The following is a 7,465-nucleotide window of genomic DNA, read 5'->3' as shown; positions in this document are numbered from 1 at the left end:
GGGCGACCTTGGCGATGACGGATGCCGCCGCGGCGCTGGCGCAGTCGCGGTCCGCTTTGACCACCGGCCGCACGTGGAGACCTGAGCCCCCCGCCGGGGTGATGTAGTCGTGGTTACCGTCCAGCAGCACGATCCCGTCTTCGGGCACCACGCCCTGGTCACGCAGCTGGTTGATCGCACGGAGAGCTGCAAGCCCCAGGGAGCGGATGATGCCCACGGCATCCACCTCCGCCGCCGTCGCCCAGCCCACCGCCGACGCCTGCACCCACCCGGCCGCCCGCTCGGCCACGACGGGCCGTCTGGCCTCGGGGACGAGCTTGGAGTCCCGCAGGCCCTCCGGCACCCGGCGGCGTGCCCGCACGGCATCCACCGCCACCGCGCCGACCGCCACCGGGCCCGCGAGCGCGCCGCGCCCCACCTCGTCGCAGGCGATGACGATGGCGTGCTCGCGCAGCAGGCGACGCTCGAGCGTCAGTCGTGGTTCGACGACCGTCATGGCGCCGCAGGCTCCTGCTCGGGGTCGGGCACGCCGACGAAGACGTCGTGGTGACTGTCGATCAGTCCCACGCGTTCAAACGGCCACGTGATCAGGAAAGCGCGTCCGACCACGTTGTCGAGAGGCACGAAGCCCTTGCCCGGCTGCTCCTGGTTGTACCGGGAGTCGCGGGAGTGATCGCGGTTGTCGCCCAGCACCCAGAGGGTGCCTTCGGGCACCACGACGTCGAACTCGACCCTCTCGGGCGCGCTCTCGCCGGCGAGGAGGTTGAGGTACGGAGCCTCGTCGACCGGCACTCCGTTGACGGTCAGCTGTCCGAGCACGTTGCAGCAGACGACGTGGTCGCCAGGCAGCCCGACGATCCGCTTGATCAGGTGATCCTTGCTGTCCGGCGCCGACAGGCCCACGACGGACATGGCCCAGTCGAAAGCCTCGGCGACGGCCGACCGCTCCGGTTCCGGCGTGGCAGGCAGCCAGCCACCCGGGTCGCGGAAGACGACGATGTCGCCGCGCTCGTACCCGCCGAAGCGCGGGGTGAGCTCGTCGACGAGGATGCGGTCCTCGATCTGCAGCGTCTGCTGCATGGAGCCGGACGGGATGTAGAAGGAGCGCACCACGAAGGTCTTCACGAGGAAAGAGACCACGACCGCGATCAGCACGATGATGAGCACGTCGCGCACGAACGGCCACAACCCCCGGCGGCGGCGAGGCTCCCCGGGATCGTGCGGCGGGGCCGTCTGCTCAGCCGTCATCGACAATCCTCTTCCGGTGCCCCACGGTCAGACGGGGCGGCAGTGTCAAGCGTCGCACATTCGGCATTCGGTTGGGCGCATGCGACGCCGTGCGCCCACCATGAAGAAAACGGATGCCCCGGGGGCGACCCCGGGGCATCCGTTGAAAGACGCGATCAGCGGTCGCGCTTCTCCTTGATCTTGGCCTTCTTGCCGCGAAGGTTGCGCAGGTAGTACAGCTTCGCGCGACGCACGTCACCGCGGGTGACGACCTCGATGTGGTCGATCACGGGGCTGTGCACCGGGAAGGTACGCTCCACGCCGACCTGGAAGCTGATCTTGCGGACGGTGAAGGTCTCGCGCACACCGTCTCCCGAGCGACCGAGCACGATGCCCTGGAAGATCTGGATACGCGAGCGGCTGCCCTCGGTGATGTTGACGTGCACCTTGACGGTGTCGCCAGGACCGAAGTCGGGGATGTCGGAACGCAGGGATGCTGCGTCGACCGAGTCGAGGATCTGCATGATCGTCACTTCCTGCAGCCGCCACAGGTCGACCGCGAGATAGAGGAATAAAGAGAGTCGGTGCCCCGGGACCGACTGCGCGGTCCGCTCCCCTGAGGCAGAGACGCTCAGGGCACGAAGGTCCATTCTGCCATGCCGGAGCGCGCCCGCCAAAACGTCAGGCGCCGGGCGGGCCGGGCTTCTCCTCGATGACGACCACTTCGGGCTCTGCGGCCCGCTCTTCGGGGCGCTCGGGTGGGGGGATGAAGGCCGTACCGTCGCCGGCACGCACGAGCGTCACCCGTGGCCGCGCTTCCGACCACAGCTGCCACAGCAGCAGCCAGAACAGCCCCACGGCGATGACAGCGGAGACGAAGGCCTGTGCCACCCACATCGAGCTGTAGAACCCGAGCGAGATGACGGAGAGATGCCAGAGCGTGAACCCGAGCGCGTCCCACCACGACACGGCGCGCTGCGCCCGCACGGTGCCGCGGGCGCGCACCAGCAGCGTCAGCACCAGCTGCACGATCAGCACGCTGGGCAGCGCAATGAACAGCATCCACAGCAGGGCCCAGCCGCCGCCGTCGAAGGCGACCCATCCGACCAGCAGCCACAGCGGCAGCACGAAGGCGGCCGGCATCAGCCAGAGAAAGAACGCCCGTCGCAGCCACATGCTCTCGATGGTACGCCTGCGCGGCGCACCGGGCGTCGGGTATCGGCGGCGACCGCACCATGCGCGTCATCGGGGACAATGGAAGTCGACGGAAGGAACCCCATGATCGAGCTGCGCACCCCTGCCGAGATCGATGCGATGCGACCGGCTGGCCGGTTCGTCGCCGAGGTGCTGGCGACCCTGCGCGACGAGACGAAGGTGGGCACCAACCTGCTCGCGATCGACCGCCGCGCCCACGACATGATCCGACGCGCCGGCGCCGAGTCCTGCTACATCGACTACCACCCCTCCTTCGGAGCGAGCCCGTTCGGCAAGGTCATCTGCACCTCGGTCAACGACGCCGTGCTGCACGGCCTCCCCCACGACTACGCCCTGCGCGACGGCGATCTGGTCACGCTCGACTTCGCCGTCGCCGTCGACGGCTGGGTTGCCGATTCGGCGATCTCGTTCGTCGTGGGCACGCCCCGCGACGAGGACCTCGCACTCATCGACACCACCGAGCGCGCACTGGATGCCGCGATCGCGGCCGCCGTCGTCGGAAACCGGGTCGGCGACATCTCGCACGCCGTCGCCGAGGTCGCCCACCGCGACGGCTACTCGATCAACACCGACTTCGGCGGTCACGGCGTGGGCCGCACCATGCACGGCGACCCCCACGTGCCCAATGACGGCAAGCCCGGACGCGGCTACCCGCTGCGAGCGGGGCTCGTGCTCGCGCTGGAGCCGTGGTTCCTGCAGACCACCGACAAGCTGGTCACCGACCCCGACGGCTGGACGCTGCGCAGCGCCGACGGCTCGCGCGGCGCCCACTCCGAGCACACCATCGCCGTCACCGCCGACGGACCCATCGTGCTGACCGACCGGTCGTTCCTCGGCGTCGACTGAGCGCAGGGTCGGAGTCGTCCCGGCTCAGTCGTGTGGCGCGTGGATCAGGCGTCGCCGTTGAGCGCGGTCAGATGCCGTCGGCGAGCAGGTCGGGGCGACGCTCCCGCGTGCGCTGGACCTGCTGCTCGTGCCGCCAGGTGGCGACGGCCCCGTGGTTGCCGCTCAACAGGATGGGCGGCACGTCACGGCCGCGCCACGACGACGGCTTCGTGTACGACGGGTATTCGAGAAGCCCGTCCTCGTGCGATTCCTCGACGAGGCTCTCGGGGTTGCCGACGACGCCGGGAACGAGCCGGCCGATCGCCTCGATCATGGCCATCGCGGCGACCTCGCCGCCGTTGAGCACGTAGTCACCGAGGCTCACCAGCCGCACCTCGCCGAGGGTGGCTGCGTAGTCGAAGACGCGCTCGTCGATCCCCTCGTACCGACCGCACCCGAAGACGAGGTGCGGGGTCGTCGAGAGTTCGCGCGCCGTGGCCTGCGTGAACCGCTCCCCCGCCGGCGACGGGAAGATGAAGACGGGACGGATGCCGGCTTCGGCCGCCTCGGCGGCGATGGCATCCAGCGCCTCGCCCCAGGGTTCCGGCTTCATCACCATGCCGGCGCCGCCGCCGTACGGGGTGTCGTCGACGGTGCGATGCCGGTCGTGCGTGTGGTCGCGCAGATCGTGCACGCGCACGTCGAGCAGGCCGTTGCCGCGGGCCTTGCCCAGCAGCGACACTTCGAGCACGTCGAAGAACGCCGGAAAGATCGTGACGACGTCGATGCGCACGTCAGTCCTCGGCGCGCGGGGCCTCGGGAGCGTCCGCGTCGGGCGCGGCGGCGTCGGCCGGTGAGGGCACGTCCGCCGACGGAGCGTCTGTGGCATCCGCCTCGACAGAGTCCCGTGCGGGCTCTGTCGGCAGCTCCTCGAACAGTCCCGCCGGGGGCGTGACGATCAGGCGACCGGCGGCCACGTCGACCTCGGGGACGATCGCCTTGACGAACGGCACGAGGATCTCGCGCTCCTCGTCAGCGCCGACGGGCCGGATGATCAGCAGGTCCTGCGCGGGGAGGTGATCCACCCGCACGACGCGGCCGACGACCTGCTCGTCGCGGACGACATCGAGGCCGACCAGCTGGTGGTCGTACCAGGCATCCGGCTCGGGCGCCACGTCGGTGTCGTCCTGGTCGATCCACAGGATCGCACGAACGAGCGTCTCGGCACCCTCGCGGTCGTCGACGCCGTCGAAGAAGACGACGGGGTGGGAGTTCATCCACCGGAACTCGCGCACCGTGATGGTCTTGCCGTGCCAGGGCGAGGCCTCGGGCACCTGCAGCGTGAACGACGAGCCGGGGACGAATCGTCCGTCCGGGTCGTCGGTGTACAGCTCGAGCTTCAGCGCGCCCTTCAGGCCGTGCGCCTTGACCAGGCGCCCGACGCGCAGCTGGGCACGCGGGGTCTTCGCATCGGACATGTCAGTCATCCGCGACGTCGACGCGTACGCGGCGCCCGTCGGCCAGTGCCGACACGACGGTGCGCAGCGCCTTCGCCGTGCGTCCGCCGCGCCCGATGACGCGACCCCGGTCGTCGGGGTGCACGCGCACCTCGATCACGTCACCGCGAGGCGACGTGGAGGTGTGGACTTTCACATCGTCCGGGTGATCGACGATCCCCTTGACGACGTGCTCGAGCGCGGCGGCCAGCAACGGATTACTCTGCGTCGGTCGAGGCGGGTGCCTCGTCGGACGTCGCCTCGGCGGGAGCGGGCTCGTCGGCCTTCTTCTCCGCCTTCGGCTTCACAACGGACTTCTTCGCGGCGTCGAGCTGGAACGGCTCCTTCGGCGCGGCGACCTTCACGGTCGACACGGCGTTCTTGTCGCCCTTGAACTGACCCCAGTCGCCGGTCAGCTTGAGGAGGGCCGCGACCTGCTCGGTGGGCTGGGCGCCCACGGAGAGCCAGTACTGCGCGCGCTCGGAGTCGACCTCGATGAACGAGGGCTCCTCGGTCGGGTGGTACTTGCCGATCTCCTCGATCACACGGCCGTCGCGCTTGGTGCGCGAGTCGGCGACGACGATGCGGTAGTACGGGGCACGGATCTTGCCGAGCCGCTTGAGACGGATCTTGACAGCCACAATTCTCCTGAATGTGTTGGAAGGATGAACGTCGCCTGGAGCGTGGGGTGCACACCCGGCAAAAGCTCTGAGGGAGGATCGCGCGCTGGATAGAGGGTCGAGCAGGCGGTCCAGCCTTCTATTTTGCCAGATGCGGAGGCATCCCGCGAACCACCCCTGACCGCGTGTCAGAATGTGCGCATGACGGTGCCCTTCGCGACATCCGCACGTTCCTCTGTCGGACTGGAATGGGAGCTCATGCTCGCCGACGGAAAGACCGGTGACCTGGCGCCTCGGGCGCCCGAGGTCATCGACGCCCTCGCGGAATCCACCGCGCATGAGCGCTTCACGGTGACCGGCGAACTGCTCACCAACACCCTCGAGGTCACGAGCGGTGTCGGCAGCACCGTGGCGGCCGCCGTCGACGACATCGCCGACGCGATCGCCGCCGTCCGCACGGTCACCGACCCGATGGGACTGGAGCTGCTGTGCGCCGGCAGCCACCCGTTCGCGCAGTGGTTCGAGCAGGGCGTCACCGACAAGACCCGGTATCACAAGCTGATCGAGCGCACCCAGTGGTGGGGTCGCAACATGATGATCTGGGGCGTGCATGTGCACGTCGGCGTGGATGACGTCGACAAGGTGCTGCCCATCGTCAACGCACTCGCGACGTACCTGCCTCACCTGCAGGCGCTGTCTGCGTCGAGCCCGTTCTGGGCCGGCGAGAGCACGGGGTATGCCTCCAACCGGGCGCTGGTGTTCCAGCAGCTGCCCACCGCGGGTCTCCCCTGGCCGCTGCAGAACTGGGCGGAGTACGAGTCCTACCTCGATGACATGGCCGCGACCGGCGTGATGGCGGATGCCACCGAGGTGCGGTGGGACGTCCGCCCGGCTCCGCGCTGGGGCACGGTGGAGGTGCGCGCCTGCGACGGCATGTCGACGCTCCCCGAGCTGGCCGCCGTCACCGCGCTCGTGCAGGTGCTCGTCGAGCACTTCTCGCGCGAGCTCGACGCGGGGCGGGAGCTTCCGATCCTGCAGCCGTGGTTCATACGCGAGAACAAGTGGCGCGCGGCGCGGTACGGGATGGACGCGCGTCTGATCGTCGACCGCGCGGGAACGCAGGTGCCTGTCGCCGAGCACCTGCGCGAGACGATCGACCGGCTCGCCGACGTCGCTGCGGAGCTCAAATGCGCCCGCGAGTTCGCCGGTGTGGACGCCATCGTCAGCGGCGGAGCGAGCTACTCCCGGCAGCTGACGGTGGCCGAGGCCGCGGGAGGCGACCTGCGCGAAGTCGTGCAGCACCTCATCCGCGAGTTCCGCAACGGCCCGACACTGCGCGAGCACCTGCTGACTCTCGCGCGCTGACGCGCGGCCACACGGGCCAGGGCGCTCGTGGCCGGCCAGGTGTCGCCACGCCGGCAGGAACCGAGGCGCGGACACCGTCCGAGCGCAGGAGATCTCCCCGGCGCAGGCCGAATCCGGCGGCATCCGTCCTGCGCTCGCGAGATCACCTGTTCTCACGACGGTGCGGCGGGCGGATGCCGCAAACGTCGCGGCCGGCGGGGCGCCGTCCGAGCACAGGAGATCTCCCCGGCACAGGCGGAATCCGGCGGCATCCGTCCTGCGCTCGCGAGATCACGTGTTCTCACGGCGGTGCGGCGGGCGGATGCCGCAAACGTCGCGGCCCCGGACTCAGCTCTTGCCGAAGAGCTTCTGGATCTCGGCGAGGTCGGCCTCGCTCGGCGGGGTCTGCGCCGCGCCGAGTCCGAAGCCCGACCCGGTGGGAGCAGTGGCCGCTGCCAGCCCGGCGGCCTCTGCGGCGCGCTTGGCGGGGTTGCCCGACCGGGACACGGCCTTCTTCTTCTGCTGCTTGCCGCGCTTGCTCGAGGCGCCCGGCTTGCCGCCCACCGCTCCCATGCCGGGGATGTTGGGGACGCCGCCGCGCGCGACGGTCTTCATCATCTTCGCGGCCTGTTCGAAGCGCTGCACGAGCTGGTTGACGTCGGTGACGGTCATGCCGGAACCGCGGGCGATGCGCAGCCGGCGGGAGCCGTTGAGCACCTTGGGGTTGCGTCGCTCGGC

At 69.8% G+C, this 7,465-nt stretch carries 10 protein-coding genes and 1 pseudogene; 2 read left to right on the top strand and 9 right to left on the bottom strand.

Translation table 11 applies throughout. From position 1 onward, the window contains the following. The 4 genes from NQ160_RS14810 to NQ160_RS14795 all read right to left on the bottom strand — a co-directional run. Positions 1 to 496, bottom strand: a 496-nt coding sequence (locus NQ160_RS14810; protein ID WP_257515967.1) for a ribonuclease HII, incomplete at its 3' end; no start/stop codon positions are given. Then, positions 493 to 1,248, bottom strand: coding sequence for a signal peptidase I (lepB, locus tag NQ160_RS14805; protein ID WP_257515966.1), 756 nt, complete (start codon positions 1,246 to 1,248; stop codon positions 493 to 495). The genes NQ160_RS14810 and lepB, both read right to left, overlap by 4 nt. Positions 1,249 to 1,403: 155 nt before the next feature. Beyond that, positions 1,404 to 1,751, bottom strand: coding sequence for a 50S ribosomal protein L19 (gene rplS, locus NQ160_RS14800; protein WP_257515968.1), 348 nt, complete (start codon positions 1,749 to 1,751; stop codon positions 1,404 to 1,406). Positions 1,752 to 1,908: 157 nt separating this feature from the next. After that, complete coding sequence (locus tag NQ160_RS14795; protein WP_257515965.1) at positions 1,909 to 2,403, bottom strand: MFS transporter permease; 495 nt, start codon at positions 2,401 to 2,403, stop codon at positions 1,909 to 1,911. Between the two features lie 102 nt (positions 2,404 to 2,505). Between NQ160_RS14795 and map the strand changes: the two genes are divergently transcribed. Next, on the top strand, positions 2,506 to 3,288 hold the full coding sequence (gene map, locus NQ160_RS14790) for a type I methionyl aminopeptidase (RefSeq protein ID WP_257515964.1): 783 nt from the start codon (positions 2,506 to 2,508) through the stop codon (positions 3,286 to 3,288). 67 nt (positions 3,289 to 3,355) lie between these two features. Here the strand turns inward: map and trmD are convergent, their stop codons facing one another. Genes trmD through rpsP form a run of 4 tightly spaced genes read right to left on the bottom strand, consistent with a single transcriptional unit; the run spans position 3,356 to position 5,404 of the window. Continuing rightward, positions 3,356 to 4,060 (bottom strand): tRNA (guanosine(37)-N1)-methyltransferase TrmD, encoded by a 705-nt coding sequence (gene trmD, locus NQ160_RS14785; RefSeq protein ID WP_257515963.1) that lies wholly within the window; start codon positions 4,058 to 4,060, stop codon positions 3,356 to 3,358. 1 nt (position 4,061) lies between these two features. Next, positions 4,062 to 4,745 carry a ribosome maturation factor RimM gene (gene rimM, locus NQ160_RS14780; RefSeq protein WP_257515962.1) on the bottom strand — a complete coding sequence of 228 codons (684 nt, stop codon included), beginning with the start codon at positions 4,743 to 4,745 and terminating at the stop codon, positions 4,062 to 4,064. Between the two features lies 1 nt (position 4,746). Further along, the gene (locus tag NQ160_RS14775) at positions 4,747 to 4,977 is read right to left on the bottom strand and encodes an RNA-binding protein (RefSeq protein ID WP_257493292.1); all 231 of its coding nucleotides are present in this window, start codon (positions 4,975 to 4,977) and stop codon (positions 4,747 to 4,749) included. A gap of 4 nt (positions 4,978 to 4,981) precedes the next feature. Next, entirely contained in the window at positions 4,982 to 5,404 is a 423-nt protein-coding gene (rpsP, locus tag NQ160_RS14770; protein ID WP_257515961.1) for a 30S ribosomal protein S16, read from the bottom strand. Between the two features lie 180 nt (positions 5,405 to 5,584). Here rpsP and NQ160_RS14765 point away from each other — a divergent pair, with 180 nt between their 5' ends. Continuing rightward, positions 5,585 to 6,748, top strand: a complete 1,164-nt coding sequence (locus NQ160_RS14765) for a glutamate--cysteine ligase (RefSeq protein ID WP_257515960.1) — start codon at positions 5,585 to 5,587, stop codon at positions 6,746 to 6,748. Positions 6,749 to 7,075: 327 nt separating this feature from the next. Here NQ160_RS14765 and NQ160_RS14760 read toward each other — a convergent pair. Then, positions 7,076 to 7,465: pseudogene (locus tag NQ160_RS14760) on the bottom strand (signal recognition particle protein); the annotation flags it as partial.

Source organism: Microbacterium sp. zg.Y909, assembly GCF_024626565.1.
Note: the sequence above shows the minus strand (reverse complement) of the source record. Positions and strands in the feature narration are given on the sequence as shown.

Excerpts from the sequence above, each read along its gene's own strand:
- NQ160_RS14765 (WP_257515960.1), top strand. The coding sequence starts at position 5,585 with ATGACGGTGCCCTTCGCGACATCCGCACGTTCCTCTGTCGGACTGGAA.
- rimM (WP_257515962.1), bottom strand. The coding sequence starts at position 4,745 with ATGTCCGATGCGAAGACCCCGCGTGCCCAGCTGCGCGTCGGGCGCCTG.
- lepB (WP_257515966.1), bottom strand. The coding sequence starts at position 1,248 with ATGACGGCTGAGCAGACGGCCCCGCCGCACGATCCCGGGGAGCCTCGC.
- rplS (WP_257515968.1), bottom strand. The coding sequence starts at position 1,751 with ATGCAGATCCTCGACTCGGTCGACGCAGCATCCCTGCGTTCCGACATC.
- NQ160_RS14795 (WP_257515965.1), bottom strand. The coding sequence starts at position 2,403 with ATGTGGCTGCGACGGGCGTTCTTTCTCTGGCTGATGCCGGCCGCCTTC.
- map (WP_257515964.1), top strand. The coding sequence starts at position 2,506 with ATGATCGAGCTGCGCACCCCTGCCGAGATCGATGCGATGCGACCGGCT.